The organism is Actinotignum sanguinis (assembly GCF_030230305.1).
Lineage (GTDB): Bacteria > Actinomycetota > Actinomycetes > Actinomycetales > Actinomycetaceae > Actinotignum > Actinotignum sanguinis.
Window position 1 is genome coordinate 1 of sequence record NZ_JASPCQ010000022.1, and the last position, 19124, is coordinate 19124.

Genomic DNA, 19124 nt, shown 5'->3' on the forward strand with positions numbered 1-19124 from the left:
CGAGTTCGAACCCGATTCGAGCCTGCTAGCAAGCCGAAAAGTCCGGATAAAACCAACACCAAGTGTCCTATAGGCCTAAAAATGAGGCTCAGCACCGGCGCCTTTGCCGGTACTGAGCCTCATCTCGCGCGGTGAGTTCGCCGCACGCTTCATACGGTTCTCATAACGCTTATCCGGTATTCTTCATTCCGGCCGAAATACCGTTAATGGTTGTGAGGAGAGCGCGCTGCTCATCGGCTGACTGTTCCTTACCGGAAGCCGCATCGGCCCGTACCCGCGCCAGCAGGGCAACCTGGAGGTAATGGATCGGCTTGAGATACTGATCGCGGATGCGCAAGGTGCGCTGCAAAACCGGTTGGGTATCGAGCAGGTCATCTTCGGCCAGCAGCGCCTCGAGCTCGCGCACTGTCAGCTCGTATTCTTCGCGAATCTCCGCGTAGATATGGTGGAGACGCTCGGGCACCAACGTGCGTACGTAATGCCCGGCAATATCCATATCAGTTTTCGCAAGGGTCATTTCGATATTGGACATCGTGGTGCGGAAGAACTGCCAGCCGCGCACCATCTTCTTCAGGTCCTCACCATACCCGGCTTCCCGGGCAGCGCGGAGTCCGGAACCAGCACCGAACCAACCCGGGACGATCTGGCGGGATTGGGTCCACCCGAAAACCCAGGGAATAGCCCGCAGTCCATCCAAGCCCTTTTCTGAGGTGGTGCGCTTGGAAGGGCGCGATCCAATATTGAGATCACCCAGCAATTCCACCGGAGTGGAGGTAACGAAGTATTCGGGCAGATCCGGGTCATCAGCAAGAACCCGATAGCGCTGGTAGGCAGCCCCGCTGAGGAAGTCCATGACTTCGTCATAGCGGCTCAGGGACACATTGCTATTACGCGGTTCTCGGTGCAGCGCGGAGGCTTCCATAACGGCGGCCAGGGTGAGAGAGAGGTTCTCCCGGGCCAGAGCCGGCAGCGTGTACTTATCGGAAATAACCTCGCCCTGTTCGGTGAACTTAATTTCCCCGTCCAGAACGCCGTAGGGTTGAGACAAAATCGCGTCATAGGTGGGCCCGCCCCCGCGCCCCACGGAACCACCGCGGCCGTGGAAGAGCCGCAGGGTCACGCCGTGGCGTGCGGCGACGTCGCGCAACTGGCGCTGCGCCTGGTGGATTTCCCACTGGGAGGTCACCACACCCGCATCCTTATTGGAATCGGAATAGCCCAGCATTACTTCCTGCCGGTTACCCCGCAAGCGCACAATTTCCCGATAGGAAGGATCGGAAAGCAGGGTATCGAGGATCTCCCCGGCCCGGCGTAGTTCCGGCACTTCTTCCAATAGCGGAGCAAGTCCCAGATCTGCGCGCTTCTCCGCGCTTTCCAGATCGATAATCCCAGCTTCGCGGGCCAGCAGCGCCACGGAGAGGATATCATCGGGACCGTGGGTCATAGAGACCAGGTAGGTGGTAATGGCATCGGTCCCGTAAATCTTGTGGGCCTGGCGAATCGCCCGGAACGCCTCGAACGTCTTTTGTGAACTCTCGGTGAGCGGCGAATCATCGGTGTTAATAAGAGCCGGTGCCAGCGGACGAGCCGAGGCCAGTTCCCGCCCCAGGAGCGCCGTGCGTTCTTCCCGGCTCAATGATGCGTAATCCGTATCCAGCCCACCAAAGCGATTGAATAATTCGTTGAGCAGTTCAAAATGCTTCTCGGAATGTTCGCGGACATCCAAAATAACTAGCCCCAGGCCCATCCCGTGAATAATCTGCTGGGCGGTAGCCAGTAGGCCATCGGCCACCCGTTCGGCTCCGTGGCGGCGCAGCGCATCGCGCAGCAGCTGGAATTCTGCCTGAATTTCCGATCCGGTGGCGTAATCATGGCCGGGAATGTGCTCTGCCTCGGTAGTGATGCGCTCCTTCGTATTATTGAGTTTGGAGCGAATCGCGCCGAGCTTGAGCCGGTAGGGTTCTTCGGCGTAAAGCGCCCGTGAATCCTCATCCACAAGGTCCGGGAAGCGGAAGTCCTCTTCCAGGGAAGCTAGCAGTGCGGCGTCGTCGCCCGAAAGACGCGAGGAAATTGACAAGCTGAGCATCGCGCGGTTAACGAACCACACCGCAATATCGATGGCGGTGCTGGACTGCAACCGCAGCACATCCGCGGTAACGTCCGCCGTTACGTACGGGTTGCCGTCCCGGTCCCCGCCGATCCAGGATCCGAAACGGATCGGGACCGCATCTTCGGGAAGGTGGGCGCCGTAACGTTCCAATTCGTCACGGAAAGCCGTGATGACATCGGGAAGAGTATCCGTGTAGAGGCTGCGCAGGTACCACATAACATTGCGGGCTTCGTCCAGGGGAGTGGGCTGCACGCGGCGCAGTTCGTCCGTGAGCCAGATGCTCTCCATCACCGAGGCGAGTTCGCGATCCTGGCGGGCGCGTTCTTCGCTGCCTTCTTCCGTTTCCGTTTCCACAATTTCCGAAACGCGGCGTAGCTTCGTGAGCACGGCGCGCCGCTGCGCTTCGGTGGGGTGAGCGGTGAAAACAAGGCGAATATCGAGCGAATCTACAGTTTTTTGCAAGCCTTCCAGCCCGACCGCGTCATAAATACGCGAAATGGCGCGCGGCACCCACGATTCGGCCGGTTCTTTATCACCGATCACCTTAATGCGGAAAGTTTGCTCCGCGGCGTTGGCCAGCAGGAAATATTCCGCGAAAGCGCGGGTGAGAATAATGGCGGTATCCGTGGACATATCATCCAGAGAACGCTGCACTTCCGAGGCCGCCGTTTCCGAATCGAGGTCACGTGCAGCCGCGCGTACTTTCTCAATAAGATCAAGGGTTTCTTCCCCGTGCTGCTGGGCGATTTCCTGGCCGAGCATCGTGCTCAGGCGCCGCACAACCGCACGCAGCGGGGCGTCAAAATCTTCGGGGGAGCGGGCCGTGGTGCGGTCAACGGAGTCGTGGAGCTGAATATCTTGGTCGTGGCTCACTAGATCTACTCGCCTCTCCTTGGGGATCTCACCGTCACGGTATCGGCCGATGCACAGCTGTGGCGCGTGCCCCGCCAATACCGCTTTCCATCCTAACGCTAAGGCCGCGTCCGGGTGTAATCACAGGTCCCGGGTGGAACGACGCCGCAGCACCCGCGTTGTTACGTGCGCGGGCGGCCTCGCTTACACTAGCGGTGGTGAGCTATGGTGCGGTACCGAGGCGAGGTGGTGCTTGTGGATTCTGGTCTTTCTGCGCGGGATATTGATGCGCTCGACGCCGCAAAGCTGTATTACTCCGGGCTCAGTCAGGATGAGGTAGCCCAACGTATGCACCTGGCTCGCTCCACGATTTCCAAGCTGCTCAGTCACGCACGCAAGCGCGGTTTTGTGCGAATTACCGTTAATGATCCGCGTGAAGATGATGCCTTCCTCTGCGCGCGTTTGAGTGAACGGTTCAATTTACTGGATGTGCGCCTGGTCAGTCCGCCCAGTTCCGCGCCGGAAGATGTGCGCGAGGCCCTCGGGCGCGTGGGCGCGCAGGTGCTCAGCGAACAGATTCGCGACGGCGACGCTATCGGCATCTGCCTGTCCCGCACCACCGAAGCGGTCTCCCGGCATATGCCCCGTATTGCTCGCAAAGGCGTTGCCATTATTCAACTGACGTGCTGTATTGGGGCATGTGTTCGCACTATTGATGAAACGATGGTGATGGAACGCATCGCTGCTTCCTGCGGTGGGCAGGCCGTGTATTTCCAGCTCCCGGCCTTTCTCACTGCCCAGCAGCGTGAAGATCCGGATGTCAAGGCGCGTTTACGAGCTACACGGACCCAGCGGGCCAGCACCCGAGTGGTTCTCTATACCGTGGGCGATGCCCGCTCAAATCTGGCTTATCTTGCGGGTTTTCGCCTGGAAGATGCCGATATGACGCGCCTGCTCACCGCGTCTGTTGGTGATATCTGCACCCACTTCATTACCGCACAGGGCCGGGTATGCCTCCCGGATCTCAATAACCGGGCCACCGGGATTAGCCTTCCGGAGCTGCGTGAGAAAGAACAAAAGATCCTGGTTGCCGGGGGACCGGATAAACTCCAGGCTATTTACGCGGCCCTGGCCAATGGATATGTCTCGCGCTTGGTCACCGATGTGGGAACCGCGCGCGATTTGACGATGATGGCCTGAGGCGCACGGTCTGAACCGTGACCGTGCTCCCGGGAATCCGAGCGGCTAAGGATACGCGGCCGCGGAACAAATGTTCCGTTCGCGAACATCGGTGGCAATATGCCCGCCTCGCACCGGCGCAGCGGTGGTTTTTCCGCGAGGTGGTGCGATTTTGTAGACGGAACGGGCGCGGGGCAGCGCGTGGCACGCAGTGGCTCTCTCGTCTAGATTCACTCGTGAACACCGGGAACGGTGTTATATCAGTAGCGTGAGGCTGCTAGGGGAAGCTACAGTTGCGGAGTTTCCCGCTATCAGCGTGAATCACGGTGGGAAACATACAAAGGAGTCATGATGCCCGCTCTCGATCATTATTCACGTCCCGCACAGCTCATCGACCACACTCTTTTGCGAGCCGATGCCCGCCGCAGCGAGATTGAAGAATTGTGCGCCCAGGCCCGCAACCTGAGAACAGCATCGGTATGCGTTAACCCGGTGTGGGTGGAAACTTGCGCGGCGCTGCTTGCGGGTAGCGGTGTCAAGGTCTGCACCGTTATTGGCTTCCCCTTGGGTGCCAGTACCTCGGCAACGAAAGCTTTCGAGACTCGCGACGCTATCGCGCACGGAGCTACCGAAGTCGATATGGTCATCGACCTGGGTGCCGCACGTGATGGGCGCTGGGAAGATGTGGAAGCTGATATCGCCGCCGTCGTAGGTGCGGCGCACCCAAGCGCCCTGGTTAAAATCATTATTGAGATCTGCCTGTTGAGTGACGACGAGATCGTACGTGCCTGCCAGGCGGCTCAGCGTGCCGGCGCCGATTTCGTGAAAACCTCAACAGGATTTTCTTCCGGCGGGGCTACGGAACATGCCGTCGCCCTCATGCGCGCAACAGTGGGGGAGCACATGGGCGTGAAAGCGGCCGGCGGAATCCGCAGCGCCGCTGATTTCCGCGCCATGGTGGAAGCCGGAGCCAATCGTATCGGAGCTTCCGCGGGAGTCCAGATCCTCGCGGAATTACAGCACTCAACACACTAAGCACCAGAACAAGTACCAGTAAAAACAAACGAATATTCTCCGTCCGGGAGGTGGGGTGGCACAGGCGCCGCTGCCCACCACCCGCGGGTGAATATTGACAAAAGTAAGGAATATTCATGTCAGGACAAGCGGGCAATGACGCCCCAACACCGCCGGTCATAACACCGCCCCAAGAAGAATCCGGAGTTGCCAATACTAGCTTCGGTCTTATTAAAGATCCTTCCCTCCAGCTGCATGACGGGTATCTAAATCGCACCCCGCTTATTCAGTACATTCTCATTTCCATTTGTTTCCCGCTCTGGGGAGCAGCTGCCTCACTCAACGACGTTCTCATCACCCAATTCAAATCAATTTTCGAACTCTCGGATTTCGCTTCCGCTTTCGTGCAATCAGCCTTCTATGGCGGGTATTTCCTGCTGGCTATTCCCGCTTCGCGGGTGATCCGGAAATGGTCGTATAAAACCGGAATCTTGGTGGGCCTGAGCTGCTATATCATCGGCTGCACGATGTTCTTCCCGGCCTCCCATATGGCAACCTACTCGGTGTTCCTGGCAGCGCTCTTCGCTATCGCTACCGGGCTTTCTTTCCTGGAAACCTCGTGCAATACCTATTCCACGATGATCGGGCCGCGGCGTAGTGCCACCCTGCGCCTGAATATTTCTCAAACCTTCTACCCGCTTGGTTCCATTTTCGGAATTCTGCTCGGCAAATATCTTATTTTCACCGAAGGGGAGGCGCTCCACAAGCAACTCGATGATCTCAGCGGCCTGGAGAAAACCCAATTTGCGCAGGAGATGCTCCAACGCACTTTGCAGCCCTATAGGTTCATTATTCTGGTGCTCGCCGTCGTACTTATTCTGGTGGCGCTCACGCAGCTGCCCTCGTGTAAACCGCTCAACGCCGCGCACCACCAGTCCCGGGCATCTATCGGTGAAACACTGCGCTATCTTGTCCACAATAAGCGCTTCGGCACCGGAATCCTCACCCAATTCCTCTACGTGGGTATGCAGACGGCGGTGTGGTCTTTCACGATTCGCCTCGCACTCACGCTTGATACCTCGATTAATGAGCGCACCGCCAGTAATTACATGGTGTGGGCCTTCGCGGCTTTCTTCACCGGGAAATTCATTGCAAATATCCTCATGACGAAGTTGAATGAAAATCTCGTTCTCGTACTGTATTCGCTGGCTGGGGTGGCTGCCCTCAGTTACGTGGTGCTGGTGCCGAATATGACGGCTGTCTACGCCGCCATCGTAACCTCGGGACTATTCGGACCGTGCTGGGCCACCATTTATTCGCGTACCCTCGACGCAATTGAGGATAAGCGCCATACAGAAACCGGCGGGGCCGTGATTGTTATGTCTATTATCGGCGGTGCGGTGATCCCTGTTATTCAGGGGCTTGTTTCCGATAAGACGGGGTCGATGCAGACCTCATTTATTGTCTCGCTGTGCTGCTTCGTGGCAGTGCTCATCTACTTCTTCTCTATTTACCGTAAGGACCGCGCCGGGATCGCCGCCTAGAGCCCTCCCGCTCGTCGTGTTGTTTCGAAACGTCACTGTTATGAACAAAGGAGATCATTATGACGTTCACTATTAATCTGCGTGAGGATCAGTTCACCGAGGCACCGCGGTGCCTTGCCGAATCTTCAGAATTTAGGGTGCTTGCACATCGCTATCCATCGGGGGTGGCTGCGCTCACGGTGCATAATTCGCGTGGATATATTGAGGTACTGCCCTTTATGGGTGGAATCATCTGGGACGCCCAATTCGACGGTATCTCGTTGCGCATGAAAAATATGTTCACTCAGCCGCGCCCAGCTCGCGAAATCTCGGACACCTACGGCTGTTTCGCTTTCCATTCTGGCTTACTCGCAGCCGGATGCCCCAGCCCCGACGATAGCCACGTCCTGCACGGGGAGTTTTCTTGCGCCGCTATGGACCGGGCTTGGGTGGAGATCGATGGTTCCGGGAACGACGGCGCAATTCGGCTAGCATCCACCTATGAATATGCACGCGGATTTGGCGACCACTACCGGGCGACACCCACGGTTTCGCTGGGAGCTGGGGCCACAGCTTTCACTATCGGCATGGATGTGGAGAACCTTTCGCCTTGCCAACCCATGCCACTCCAGTACATGTGCCATATGAATTACGCCTTCGTGCCCGGCGGCGTGATGAGCCAATCGCTTCCCGCGGGCAGTTTCCAGTTACGCCGCTCTATTCCGGCGCACGTGACGCCCACACCGGAGTGGACCGAGTTGAATCAGCGGATCATCGCCGGTGAGATCGATGCAGATTCCTTGGAAGGCGCGGAAAACTTCAATCCCGAAATCGTGTATTTTGCGGATGATCTGCCCCGTTACGGAACGAGCGCACGTTTTGAGCTCGCGTCCCCGGAGGGGCACGCTTTCTTTACGGAATTTTCGACGGCGCAGTTCCCCGTGGCGACCCGGTGGATTCTCTGGACTTTAGACCAGCAGGTGGCTGCTTTTGTTCTTCCGGGGACCAGCCGGCCCGAAGGTTTCCTGGCCGCAAAGGAGGCCGGCACTCTCATCTGGGTGGAGCCAGGCGGCACACGCAGTTTCCGGGTCCATACCGGTCTGGAAACGGGGGAATGCGGTAAGGCTATTTCTGATTCGCGCACCGCTAAGAACGACACAGCAGAAGAGGCACACTAATGGATATCGCAGTAATCGGCTCAAATATGGTCGATCTTATTTCCTATATCAACCGCATGCCCCGCGATGGCGAAACCGTGGAAGCACCCGATTTTGCCCTCGGCTGCGGTGGGAAGGGAGCCAATCAAGCGGTAGCGGCCGCACGCCTCGGTTCTGCCGTACGCATGGTCACCCGGGTAGGAAATGACCTTTTTGCTGATAACACGGTTGCGAATTTCGAGCGCAACGGGATTGATACCACCTATGTGCTGCGTACCGCAGCAACATCTGGGGTGGCTCCTATTTTCGTCAATCCGGATTCGCAAAATTCCATCATTATCGTGCAGGGCGCTAATTCTTTGCTCACTCCGGCGGATATTGACGCCGCGGCAACGGAGATTTCCAAATGCAAACTTATCGTCTTGCAATTGGAGATTCCGTTGGAAACGGTCTATTACGCTATTGATTTTGGGGTGAAACACGGAATCGACGTGCTGCTGAACCCGGCACCGGCGCAACCGGATTTGCTGCTGTCCCGGGTGCGAGCCTGCACCTATTTCACGCCTAATGAAAGTGAGCTATCGCTGCTCACCGGGATGCCGGTAGAAACAATCCCGGATGTTCGCAACGCCGCGCACACCTTGCTGGAGGCGGGGATGCGCAACGTTATTGTGACGCTCGGCGGTAGGGGAGTGCTCTGGGTGGCCGAGGGCGTGGATATGCTGCTGCCGGCAACGCCGGTGGAGGCGGTGGATACCACCGGTGCGGGCGATGCATTTATCGGCTGTTTCTCGCATTATGTGGTAGCTACCGGCGATATTGAGTATTCCCTGCGGATGGCCAATCGGTACGCTGTTGATTCGGTAACGAAACGCGGCACCCAAACCTCCTACGCAAGCAAGGAGGAATTCGCTCTCCTGCACAGCTAAACGGCGGTAGGGGATACGGATCCGCACTCGGTTACTTCCCAGCGCGGGGAAGATCGCGGCCAGGGGCTCTTTCGGGAGCCTCCTGGCCGCTGCTGTGTTAGTGTGCCATTGAAATAAAGGCGTACACCGTATAATAGCATGTGACATTACGCACTATACCCCGGTGTGCTAGTCAAAAGTATAACCGCAAATGTATCATAATAACGACGCCAGGAGCGGCATATAGACCAGCTAGAAGCTGGCTATGAATACTATTTACAAAACCATTCCATAAACCTACACCTTTTTCCGAAAAGTTGTACTGATTTTGTATCGGGGGTGTGAATGGGTAAGCCGCGAAGCAAGCTCATTCCCTATCACAAGCTCAAGTTTCCCGAAGTTTACGGTTTCACCACTGAAGTTCATTTCGGCAGGCAGGCTAAGCACATGCCCGGCCAACCGGAATACGATAAATCATGATCGCCTGTCATGGTAGATATTCTCACGATTCAGCGACTTGTTCTACGGCACGCCGGAACAGGCTCGCGGCGTGGAAAAGATTCCCATAAAGAACGCGTGAATTGTGGATTCATAATCGGTTTATATCGTCGACGATCCACAGAACCCGACTTGCCTACAACTTGGGCCACCATTCACTATTCAAAAAGCGGAGCCCATAGTTCCGGCTGATCCAAGGAAGAAATAATGGGAATGAAGAGAATCTACCATCCTGAAGAAGACCGTCAATTTGGGCTGGTGTGGGATTATGACAACGAGCATTCTGATGCCGTTTACGAGATCGTCTTTTCCAATGGTGAATGTTACCGCGCGGTGTACTTCACCGCCTTCGAAAGCGATAACGCCGGTGAACTAGACATCGAAATGGACGATCCCCGTTACGACGAGTTTCATGTTTTGGTATTTGAGGTCCGTGAAATTATCCATGACGGTCCGCGCCGGTACAACCAGTACTTATCCATCGACTATCGGGACTTTCCGGCGAAGATTATCGACATCACGACTAACACCGTCGTCTATCCACCATTGCCATAGCAGTAATACCGCTGCATGAATCACACTGCCGGTATGACCTGACAGCAAGAAACTATTTTAGGAGGAACTTATATGGTCAGCGAAGGATGGCTGCGTTAAGGACCGCCAAAATCGCACAGTCGTCAAAGAAGAAATCCGGCAAATCTGTGAGGTAAAACAACCATCTGCTCTTGTTGTTTATGGTTCGGAGGGCTACGGTGTGCTTGATCCCGCGCATGACCGTGACATTCCTGTGCACGTATTCGAGCCAGACTTCCGTACCCGTTCTAGCTGTCGGCAATCACCGCCTCAGAACTTTCCGCAAAAGCGTGCCCCACTATCCGCGCCCCGCAGGAAGGATAAGACACGCCCGTAATCCTAAGTACGTCTGGAAATAGCAATCACATATACATCCGCGGGGCCCGGATACTCGTGACGAGCAGTACCGAACCCCGCGGATTATCTTGGCGGTAGCAGTGAAAAACTACCGCGTGACGATGGGATTATTTAGATATAGGAACCGTCCGGTTGCGGGAAGAAGCCCACGTGGCTGTAGAACACCGTAAAGGACAGGAAGATCCACAGCATACCCACGCCCCAGGTCAGGATGGCGGCAATACGTGCCACCCACTTACTATCCGGAACGAAGGGGGAGAGGATCGCCGAAACCCCGGTACCCACGTACAGGAACATAACCAGCAGCGGCTCGATGAGCGATCCGGCCATGAGGCGCGCAACCGGCTCAATTTCCGGCGGACGCCACATACCGAAGTGCATACCCGCGATACCGAAAAGAACCAGCCCGAAGCCACCAATAGCCGCCACGTAGAGAAGCGGACGCAGCGTGGCCACCAGATCTAAGGGACGTACACCCTTGTCCGCAAGCTTTTCAGCGCGCAGAATCGCAATACCGGCGATGAAGGTCAGAATTCCGTAGAAGGCGGCCGGCTCGCCGAAAGTGATGTTATCAACGGAGCAGCAGAAAGCGCCGTCGATCTGGGCCAGCGGCCAGGTCAGGGTCATGTGAATACCGGTGATCCCCAGGAAGGCACCAGTAGCGACGAAAGTCCAACCCCACCCGGCGAGGGTGCGATGATTCGGGTTCGCAGCCACGCGGGCGAACAGAACCACGAGCACCATAATCGCACCGGCAACGAGCGCCATAGTGGTGTTATAGGTAATACCTTGCATGAGCATGGCCCGTTACCTCCTTTCCGACAGCAGGAATTGGCGGATGGACATCAAGGCGATGGAAGCAGCAAAAGTGATGCACCAGCTCAGGACGCCAAGATCCTGCCCGGTACTTCCGCTTGCCGTGGCCCAGAAGACCAGCCCGATAACGAGTCCAAGCGCGAGGACAACCCAGGTGGCTTTAGCGAGGAGCGACGCCCACCTGGCAACCTTGTGCTCCTCTAGGTCAGTGGGGATACCACTGAAATCTTGATGATTTTCCATGTGTCAAGCATAACTTAATTTACTCAGACTTTTATCAGCTGGCGTAGAGCATTTCTTCGGACAATAGTCCCGTGTGACGGAAATCGCTGAAAACTCGCCATTTTGTGCGAGATTTTGTTTTGAGAGCGACGACGCCGCGTGTCTCACCACCCGGACAGACTCCGGCATCCGTGCGGTATATGCCTGTTTCATTTCGGATTCGGCACTTACATTTAAGCCGAGTCAGGGTCCTGATTTGTGGTGGTACGGTGCGGAAAGTCGAGGTGAAACCAACACCAAGTCTCCTGTAGGCACCAGGTGCCCTTTAGGCTGTTGCAATGGTGCTTTACCGGTTTCAACATACGTTTCAACATGCAGTTGCTCTTCACACAAAGAAGCCCGGTATCGTTTTTGGCTTGATACCGGGCTTTTTGTCGGGCTAGCGGGATTTGAACCCACGACCCCTTGACCCCCAGTCAAGTGCGCTACCAAACTGCGCCATAGCCCGAAGCGATAAGAAAACTTAGCGCTATCCCCGTTTCGATAACCTGATTTCTACATCGGGTTATCGCCACGTGGACCACATGAGATTACCTCATGAGCACAGAAAAATACAAATCCCAGAAGGTGACGTAGCCCGCTCTTTGCGCGGAGCTGCGATGCGCTCAGTTCCGCGCAATCACTGCGGAGCGATGCCTCCGAATCGCCTCAAGGGCGGATGGCCTCACTAGAGTTATCACCCCGAATCGTTATAGGATTGTTACCGATAAAGACGCGCCCGGGGGAGCATTCCAGGGCAGTGAAGGAGAAGTCATATGGCTGAACAATTTGACCCGAGGTCGGCCGCACCCGCACCTACGGAAACTTCTCGCTTCACCGCTATTGGTGCGCAGCCTGATCAACCGGTGGCTGAACGGCATCTCAGCCCGCAAGAATGCACAGCTATTGATGCCCTCCCCGCCGGCTCCGCGCTCCTCATTGCACTCTCCGGCCCTAATTCCGGGGCTCGATTCCTTCTTGATGGGGAAGTAACAAATGCAGGGCGTTCCCCGCGTGCCGATATTTTCCTTGACGATGTCACCGTTTCCCGTAAGCACGTTCAGTTCTTCCGCCGTGGTGATACTTTCCATGTGCGGGATTCCGGTTCTCTCAACGGCACCTACGTCAATCGGGAACGGGTGGATGATGCCGCGCTCCGCACCGGTGATGAGATCCAAATCGGAAAATTCCGGTTAACTTTCTACGCTTCGCGAGCCGGTGCGTGATACACCGGTGATTTCTCGCGCTTCTACGGCCACGCCCGATTCTTCCTACCCGTCCACTTCCGCAACCCACCGTGTGCGGGCAGATGGTAGTCCGAGCACCTGGCCCCATGATCTCAGCCACGAACCAACTCTGCGCATTGGGGAGGTTCGCCGTGCCCTCACCGATGAATTCCCCATGCTCTCGGTCTCGAAAATCCGGCACTACGAATCCATTGATCTCATTTCTCCCTATCGCACCGCCACTAATCAGCGGCTCTTTTCTACCTCGGATACCGAGCGTTTGCGCTTCATCCTGAGGGAACAACGCGACCGCTTTCTACCTCTCGATCAAATCCGGGAGGAGCTGCGGCAGCTCGATGAGGGAATCATTGAGGCCCCGGGGCGCCCCGGGGGAATGCGCGCCGTCGCCGCACCGGAAGTGCGCCGCCCAAAACCGGGCGAACGTATTACCCAAGCCGAACTAGCAGATATGACCGGAGCGGCTCTGGGTACTATTGAGGAACTCGTAACCGCCGGCATCCTTGCTACCGATGCGCGGGGGCGCCTTTCCGCACAATCAGCGGATATTGTGCGCTACTGCGTGATGCTCCTGGAAGCCGGCTACGATCTGCGTCAGATTCGCAGCGTCAAGAATTCCGCGCACGCCCAGGCAGTGATGATTACCACCCAGCTGGCCACAGAACTCGCAAAGAAAACACCCGTCGCCTCCGAACGCGCTCTCAACCAAGCCGCCGAGGACGGTACCACTGTCGCGCGGCTTTACGGCGCTCTTCTCACAGAAAATATCGAAGTGGAACTGCGCTAAATTACGTTCCGCCGCGGTACTCAAGGAGCGCGTTTTTGACCTCCGCTCACTGCACTCAGGCCAGCCCACACCCCGGTAAGCAGCCTTTTTGCGCAAAAGTGAGTCACGTCAGGCAGACAGCACCGCCCACTCAGGAGTAGTGTGGCAGTACAACTTCATATCGATTGAACCGAACCCAGGTCATGCTGGGCACCTCAACTAGCAGGAGACAATTAATGTCAGGTTCTGTGGAAACCCAAGGTATCGACCTTGTTTCGCCCCACGAAAGGTACGGTCGCCCCCGCGATCTTTTCTTCCTGTGGGCGGGCACAACCACTAATATTTTTACCGTGTCCTACGGCGCCATGCTGGTGCTACTCTATGGACTTTCATTCACGCAAGCGCTCGCCGTTATTGTGATCGGCAACGTTATCGCATATCCGCTTCTCGCGCTGACCTCCATTCAAGGGCCGCTAACCGGCACCACCACGATGACCATTTCGCGAGCATCGCTCGGTACTCGCGGTGCTCGTATTAATGGAGTTCTGTCCTGGCTGATGCTCATCGGCTTCGAAGCCGGGGGACTCATTCTCGTCTACTACGCCTGTGAAGCCCTTCTCGCTCGCGCGGGTATTGCGCTGGAGGGCGGCGGGCAGATCGCCGTCGTCGTTCTTCTCGCGGGTATTCAGCTTCTTCTTCCTCTTCTTGGCCACCGGATTCTCATGGCAGCACAAAAATATGCAACCATGATTTTCACGGTGGCTTTTATTGTGTTAGCGGCACTGATTATTCCGCAGGCCGCTCCGGGTGGCTCGGCGGGTACCGATTCACTTTTCACCCTGATTTCTGCAACCTCGCTCGTTATTGTTTCGGGTGGGCTTTCGTGGGCGCCGAGCGGAGCGAATTTCTCCCGCTACCTACCCGCTGATTCTTCGCCGCTCGCGGTGGGAACCTGGGCGGCGCTGGGCGGGTTTATTCCCTACGTGCTGCTCCAGACCCTCGGGGCCGCGATGGCAACCGTGGCGGTTCCCGCCGAGGTGGAGCTTTCTAATCCTCTGGCTGTCCCGGCAATCCTCAGCCCGGCTTTCGCGGTGCCTTTCCTGGTTCTCGTTATGGTGGGTTTGCTGCTCCAAAACGGCACCAACCTCTATTCTTCCGGCCTGAATCTGCAGACTGCAGGTATTCACGTTCCGCGCATGGTTATCGTGTGCATCGATAGTCTCATTTGCGTGGCTATCTGTGTTTTCGCGATCCAGCAGGAAGCCTTCTATAGCCTCCTCAATGCTTTCGCCGCGTCGCTGAGCATTTGGCTGGCCCCCTGGGTGACCGTATACCTGCTCGACTGGGTGGCCCGGCACGGTACCTACCACCTTTCCGGCCTCGCCATTGAATCGCACGGCCCGTACTGGGGGAGAGGCGGAGTGCGTTGGTCCGGAATGGCCGCGCTGCTGGGCGGCATGCTCTGCTCCGCACTTTTCACGAACTCCGGATACCTGGTGGGCCCGCTCACCCGGCTCCTCGTGGATGTGCCCGCCGCGGCACCAGATCTTTCGATTCCCGCCGGAGTGATCGCCTCCGCTGTGATTTACCTGGCGCTGCGCCCGGTGCGCGAACGCGAACGCGCTGCCCGCCGCGCCTTTATTACCGCTGCCTAATGGCCGCACCATCATTCCCCGCCCAAACATCGTCATCATTTTTAGGAGAAACTCATGCCTCATCGTCAGCTTCTTGACGTCGCCTACGGACGCGCCCACGCCGACACCATTATTGACAACGGAATTCTTGTTAACGTTCTGACCGGGGAAACTTATCCGGCCTCCGTCGCCATCGCCTACGGGCGCGTGGCAGCGGTGGGGAACGTAGACGCGCAGCGCGGCCCGAATACCACCATTATTGATGCCGACGGCGCCTACCTGACCCCCGGGCTCATCGACGGGCATCAGCACATCGAATGCTCCAAACTTTCCGTAACTATGTTCGCGGATCTGGTATCCCGCTACGGAACAACCTCCGTTATTTCCGGTCTGGACCAGATTCTGGTATCCGCCGGCCTGGAAGGCGTGAAGGAGTTCCTGGCCGAAGCTGAAGAATCCTCCATGCGGGTGTGGTGGGGCGCGCCTGCCAAAGCTCCCTACACGGTGCCCGAATCCACCGTGGGGCATCGCTTCGCGGTGGAAGACCACCGGAAAGTTCAGCGTATGCCCGAATGCGTGGGGCTGTGGGAAACCGTGCAGGAAATGGTGGAATACGGTGATGAAGAGGTTCTCACCGCGATGGACTTGGCCGAGGAAAATCGCCTGCACGCCTTCGGCTGCGCACCGCTTGTGGATGCCCGCCGAGTAGCCGGATACGCAGCCTCGGGCGTGACGCTGTGTCACGAATCGTATTCCCCGGAAGAAGAGCTGGAGAAGATGCGTAACGGCATCAATATCCTTATCCGGGAATCCACCGCCGCCCCGATGCTCGCGGAAAACATTAAGCTCATCACCGAGATGGGTGCCCCGGCTCACCGGGTTGGTTTCTGCACCGATGATGTGACCGCCACCGATATTCTGGGCCGCGGTCACCTTGACTACGTGGTGCGCCTCGCCATTGAGAAAGGGATCGATCCCGTCACCGCGATCCAGATGGCCACCATCAATACCGCGCGGATGTTCCAACTTGATGACCGCATCGGCGCCATTGCTCCGGGGCGTTTCGCCGATATTCTCTTTGTTGATTCCCTCGATGATTTCCGGCCCCGCACCGTCCTCAAGGGTGGGCGGATCGTTGCGCAGAACGGTGCCGCAGTGCAGGCCCCGCATGCCCCGCAGCGCACCGCCGCGGTCCTTGATACTTTCAAGCTCGCCCCGGTCAGCGCTGATCGCATTGCTGTTCCGGTTACTGATTCTGCTACTTCCGCGCGGGTGCGCACCATCGTGCTCTCCAAGGACGTTGCTTTCAAGCGGCCCGGCGCCGAAGTGGAACTCAAGGTTGTGGACGGCAAGGTACAACCCGATACCGCACAGGATGCCATTTATGTATGCGTAGCTGAACGCTACGGTAAAACCACGAATCTACCCGTTGCTTTCATTCAAGGCTTCGGTCTCAAGCGGGGAGCGATTGCCACCTCGGCGGCCCCCGATGATAACAACGTGGTATGCGCGGGTGTGAACCCGGAGGATATCGCGCTGGCGATCAACGAAGTGGCCCGCCTGGGCGGGGGACAGGTTGCGGTATGCGATGGCGAGGTCGTCGCCTCGCTGCCCCTCCCGGTAGGCGGCATTGTTGCCGACCTGGTTGCCGAAGATATGGCGGCCGCCGAAGCCAATATGGACCGGGCTGCCCGAGAAGTGCTGGGGGCGGATCTCGACTCGCCCTTTGGCCAGCTCATCTTCCTGTCGATCACTGCGATTCCCGATTGGGCGATCACCGATCTTGGCCTCATTGACTGCGTCAAATTTGACGTCGTCGACCCCGTTATTGCAGCGCGGTAACGTAGCGCGTACCCGCGAACGTGACCGCGCAGAAAGGAAAAATATGACCGCGATTTCGCCCTTCGTGCAGGGCTTGCCCAAAGTTGAGCTGCATCTGCATATTGAAGGTACCTTGGAACCCGATCTCAAATTCAAGCTCGCCGCGCGCAATGGCGTGGAGCTGCCTTACGCCAGTGAGGAGGAGGTGCGGGCCTCCTACCAATTCGATGACCTCGCCTCTTTCCTGGACGCGTATTACGAAGGCATGAGCGTGCTGCTCACCGCGGAGGATTTCTACGACCTCGCGATGGAGTATTTCCGCAAGGTAGCGCGCCAGAACGTCCGCTACGTGGAAATGTTCTTCGACCCGCAGGCACATACCTCGCGGGGCGTGGAATTCCATACCGTCATCTCCGGGCTGCGGCGCGCCCAGATTGAGGCGCGCGAACAGCTGGGGGTGGACAGCGCTCTGATTATGTGTTTCCTGCGGGATTTCCAGGCTGAATACGCCATGGCGACCCTGCTGGAATCCCTGCCTTACCGCCCTTGGATTATCGGCGTGGGGCTTGATTCGGACGAAACCGGCAACCCGCCCGCCAAGTTCGCAGCCGTTTTTGCCAAGGCCCGTGAGCTGGGCTATCAGCTGACGATGCACTGCGACGTCGATATTGCCGATTCGGCCGAGCATATTCGCCAGGTCCTCGAGGATGTGCGGGTAGATCGCGTGGATCACGGCACCAATGTGCTGGAAAAGCCCGAGTTGGTCGATTACATGGCTGAGCATGGGATCGGGCTGACCTCCTGCCCGATCTCCAATACCTGGGTATCCGACGGTTCCAAGGTGGGGCTGCTCACCGAGCTGGATAAACGCGGAGTCAAGGTCACTGTCAATTCGGATGACCCGGCCTACTTCGGTGGCTACATTGCGGAAAACTACCAGCGCGTTGTGGATGAAGCCGGGGTCGATGAGGAGACCCTCAAGCGTTTCGCGCGCAATGCGGTGGATATTTCCTGGGCGCCGGCCTCGCTCAAGGAACGCATCGCGGCGGAGATTGCTGCCTATAAGGGCTAGGTGAATTAAGCGCTGCGGCCGGTGCGCGGCACCTCGCGCGCACTAGTCTCAATTGCCTCAATTTTCACAATAACATCGCATGTATCGTTTATCACATCGTGATGGGAACGGCGGCGCCGGCCGCTTCTCGTGTGGGAGCGTGCCGGCGCCGCGGGCTTTAAGTGGCGGAAACTGGCCATTCTCACGGATGAATGCGGTAGGCTAGGGGAGTGCTGCGGGGCGCAATGCCATGGCAACAGACCCTAAAGCTCAAGTTGAGCTTTAGACACGCCGCGCCGGGCGCTGACCTGCCGCGCGGCCTGCTATATCGTGGTAGCTAACACTGGCAACCGGCCAGAATCCACGCTGCGAAACGGAGAGACTATGAGCGACGCGACTGCCAAGGACGCGACGTATCGGCGTACCCAACCGATGCTCTTCGGCGATCCTCTTCCCGAGCTTGACGCCGAAACCGGCTACCGCGGTCCGATCGCCTGCAAGGCTGCAGGTATCACCTACCGCCAACTCGATTACTGGGATCGCACCGGTCTTGTTTCGCCTACCGTGCAGAACGCTTCGGGTTCCGGTAGCCAGCGTCTCTACTCTTTTAAGGACATTTTGGTCCTGAAGGTGGTCAAGCGCCTGTTAGATACCGGGGTGTCGCTCCAGCAGATTCGAGTTGCAATTGCGCAGCTCAAGGATCGTGGCGTGGAAGACCTGGCCGGCATCACCCTCATGTCCGACGGCGCTTCGGTCTACGAATGCACGTCCGATGATGAAGTCATTGATCTGGTCAAGGGCGGCCAGGCCGTTTTCGGCATCGCAGTTGGTCGTGTCTGGCGTGAAATCCAGGGTTCGCTTTCCGAGCTTCCTACCGAACGTGCTGAAGAAGACGTAGTGGATGAACTGGCGCAGCGGCGGGCCGCGAAGCGCCGCCGCGGTGCGTAGCGGCAACTCTATTCTTCTCGCGAATCCCTATAAAACTTCATACACTCAAAGAAATCCCGGTTACCTCTCCTGCCTGAGCAGTGAGTGAGGTAACCGGGATCTTTAGTGGGCTATAAGTACCCTGCCAGCGCTACTTTAGCGGCGCACAGCCGGGGTATCCGTTCCGTTACCATCCCAGTCTCCGAGGAAGACCGCGTCAGCGTGGCGCCCGTAGGCAAGAGTCGCTTCAGCATCTCCTCCGGTGAGGTGGTTGGTGATGTGGAAGGTGTTGCCGCGGCGCACCGCGAAAGTATCCTTCCCATCCCCGTCGAAATCACCGGCGAAAACCCGGTCATCGGCGCGGCCGTAGGAGAATACCTGCTCGGCATTCCCGCCCACGAGCGAGTTCTGGACATAGAAGGTGTTGCCGCGG

Annotated in this window: 16 protein-coding genes, 1 tRNA gene and 1 pseudogene; 13 read left to right on the forward strand and 5 right to left on the reverse strand. The window is 57.6% G+C overall.

What is annotated here, in order from left to right; genetic code table 11:
- Positions 1 to 169: 169 nt before the first annotated feature.
- On the reverse strand, positions 170 to 2983 hold the full coding sequence (gene ppc / locus QP828_RS08295) for a phosphoenolpyruvate carboxylase (RefSeq protein WP_284891540.1): 2814 nt from the start codon (positions 2981 to 2983) through the stop codon (positions 170 to 172).
- Between the two features lie 204 nt (positions 2984 to 3187).
- On the opposite strand from ppc, the gene QP828_RS08300 reads away from it, so the two are divergent.
- From QP828_RS08300 to QP828_RS08330, 7 genes are all read left to right on the forward strand, one after another.
- A complete protein-coding gene (locus QP828_RS08300) occupies positions 3188 to 4162 on the forward strand; it encodes a sugar-binding transcriptional regulator (protein WP_274734167.1) in 975 nt (324 codons plus the stop codon).
- Between the two features lie 330 nt (positions 4163 to 4492).
- Positions 4493 to 5176, forward strand: coding sequence for a deoxyribose-phosphate aldolase (gene deoC / locus QP828_RS08305; protein WP_274734200.1), 684 nt, complete (start codon positions 4493 to 4495; stop codon positions 5174 to 5176).
- A 116-nt stretch (positions 5177 to 5292) separates the two neighbouring features.
- The gene (gene fucP, locus QP828_RS08310; protein ID WP_274734166.1) at positions 5293 to 6699 is read left to right on the forward strand and encodes an L-fucose:H+ symporter permease; all 1407 of its coding nucleotides are present in this window, start codon (positions 5293 to 5295) and stop codon (positions 6697 to 6699) included.
- Between the two features lie 59 nt (positions 6700 to 6758).
- Positions 6759 to 7856 (forward strand): aldose 1-epimerase family protein, encoded by a 1098-nt coding sequence (locus QP828_RS08315; protein ID WP_274734165.1) that lies wholly within the window; start codon positions 6759 to 6761, stop codon positions 7854 to 7856.
- Entirely contained in the window at positions 7856 to 8764 is a 909-nt protein-coding gene (gene rbsK, locus QP828_RS08320) for a ribokinase (protein WP_284891544.1), read from the forward strand. The genes QP828_RS08315 and rbsK overlap by 1 nt, the downstream gene beginning before the upstream one ends.
- Before the next feature lie 468 nt (positions 8765 to 9232).
- Positions 9233 to 9433, forward strand: coding sequence for a polymorphic toxin type 50 domain-containing protein (locus tag QP828_RS08325; RefSeq protein WP_274734162.1), 201 nt, complete (start codon positions 9233 to 9235; stop codon positions 9431 to 9433).
- Between the two features lie 15 nt (positions 9434 to 9448).
- A complete protein-coding gene (locus QP828_RS08330; protein WP_274734160.1) occupies positions 9449 to 9796 on the forward strand; it encodes a hypothetical protein in 348 nt (115 codons plus the stop codon).
- A gap of 486 nt (positions 9797 to 10282) precedes the next feature.
- Here QP828_RS08330 and QP828_RS08335 read toward each other — a convergent pair whose 3' ends face one another.
- From QP828_RS08335 to QP828_RS08345, 3 genes are all read right to left on the reverse strand, one after another.
- Positions 10283 to 10972, reverse strand: a complete 690-nt coding sequence (locus tag QP828_RS08335) for a DUF981 family protein (RefSeq protein WP_026429366.1) — start codon at positions 10970 to 10972, stop codon at positions 10283 to 10285.
- A 6-nt stretch (positions 10973 to 10978) separates the two neighbouring features.
- Entirely contained in the window at positions 10979 to 11230 is a 252-nt protein-coding gene (locus QP828_RS08340) for a hypothetical protein (protein ID WP_016442796.1), read from the reverse strand.
- A gap of 413 nt (positions 11231 to 11643) precedes the next feature.
- A tRNA-Pro gene (locus QP828_RS08345) sits at positions 11644 to 11717 on the reverse strand.
- 307 nt (positions 11718 to 12024) lie between these two features.
- Between QP828_RS08345 and QP828_RS08350 the strand changes: the two genes are divergently transcribed.
- From QP828_RS08350 to QP828_RS08375, 6 genes are all read left to right on the forward strand, one after another.
- Positions 12025 to 12474 (forward strand): FHA domain-containing protein, encoded by a 450-nt coding sequence (locus QP828_RS08350; protein ID WP_126134457.1) that lies wholly within the window; start codon positions 12025 to 12027, stop codon positions 12472 to 12474.
- The gene (gene ftsR / locus QP828_RS08355) at positions 12467 to 13279 is read left to right on the forward strand and encodes a transcriptional regulator FtsR (protein WP_274734157.1); all 813 of its coding nucleotides are present in this window, start codon (positions 12467 to 12469) and stop codon (positions 13277 to 13279) included. The genes QP828_RS08350 and ftsR overlap by 8 nt, the downstream gene beginning before the upstream one ends.
- A gap of 215 nt (positions 13280 to 13494) precedes the next feature.
- Positions 13495 to 14913, forward strand: a complete 1419-nt coding sequence (locus QP828_RS08360; protein WP_274734156.1) for a purine-cytosine permease family protein — start codon at positions 13495 to 13497, stop codon at positions 14911 to 14913.
- Between the two features lie 54 nt (positions 14914 to 14967).
- Positions 14968 to 16734: an adenine deaminase C-terminal domain-containing protein gene (locus tag QP828_RS08365; protein WP_274734154.1), complete on the forward strand. Its 1767-nt coding sequence runs from the start codon at positions 14968 to 14970 to the stop codon at positions 16732 to 16734.
- Between the two features lie 43 nt (positions 16735 to 16777).
- Positions 16778 to 17785: an adenosine deaminase gene (gene add, locus QP828_RS08370; RefSeq protein ID WP_126134460.1), complete on the forward strand. Its 1008-nt coding sequence runs from the start codon at positions 16778 to 16780 to the stop codon at positions 17783 to 17785.
- Between the two features lie 363 nt (positions 17786 to 18148).
- Entirely contained in the window at positions 18149 to 18712 is a 564-nt protein-coding gene (locus tag QP828_RS08375) for a MerR family transcriptional regulator (RefSeq protein WP_206435353.1), read from the forward strand.
- Positions 18713 to 18847: 135 nt separating this feature from the next.
- On the opposite strand, the pseudogene QP828_RS08380 reads toward QP828_RS08375, so the two are convergent.
- Positions 18848 to 19124 (reverse strand): annotated as a pseudogene (locus tag QP828_RS08380) (ExeM/NucH family extracellular endonuclease); the annotation flags it as partial.